Source organism: Idiomarina piscisalsi, from assembly GCF_003987095.1.
Taxonomy (GTDB): Bacteria; Pseudomonadota; Gammaproteobacteria; order Enterobacterales; family Alteromonadaceae; genus Idiomarina; species Idiomarina piscisalsi.
Genome location: NZ_PIQA01000010.1, coordinates 1 through 491, shown reverse-complemented (window position 1 = coordinate 491; position 491 = coordinate 1). Strand labels below are relative to the sequence as shown.

The following is a 491-nucleotide window of genomic DNA, read 5'->3' as shown; positions in this document are numbered from 1 at the left end:
GATCACAATGCTGTCGACCGACGCACCGTCTTCCACTTGACCAGTGAAGCCGATATTACTTTGCTCGTCGCTATTAATCAGCTCATCACCAAACGCGATGCTGTTGTTACCATCGGTGCCGTCGCCCGGTGCGCTGGTGTCAACCGAGTGCGTTGAGGTTGTTGTGCTCTCAACGGTATTACCCGCTGCGTCGCTAGAGTTAACGACCACATCGAATTCAGTATCCGCAGCCAAATCGCTGCCGGCAACGTCCACGCTCCACTCACCGTTATTGCCAACGGTGGTGGTGTATTCCGTGCCGTTTATGGTCATGGTGACACTGTCGCCCTCGGCGATATCGCCGCCTTCAGCTGTACCCGTAACGGCGATCGTTTGTCCCGCTTCTTGTGCGTTGATCACGTCATCCGCTGTGATGTTATTCACATTGACGGTACCTGCATCGGCGCTGGTATCTAAGGTGGCGGTGTCAGTGACACTGCCCTGGTTACCCG

1 protein-coding gene is annotated in these 491 nt (G+C 55.4%); it reads right to left on the bottom strand.

Features of this window, described 5'->3' with window-relative positions:
• Nucleotides 1-491 (bottom strand): Ig-like domain-containing protein (locus tag CWI73_RS09310; protein ID WP_126752540.1); only part of this gene is annotated, 491 nt, incomplete at both ends.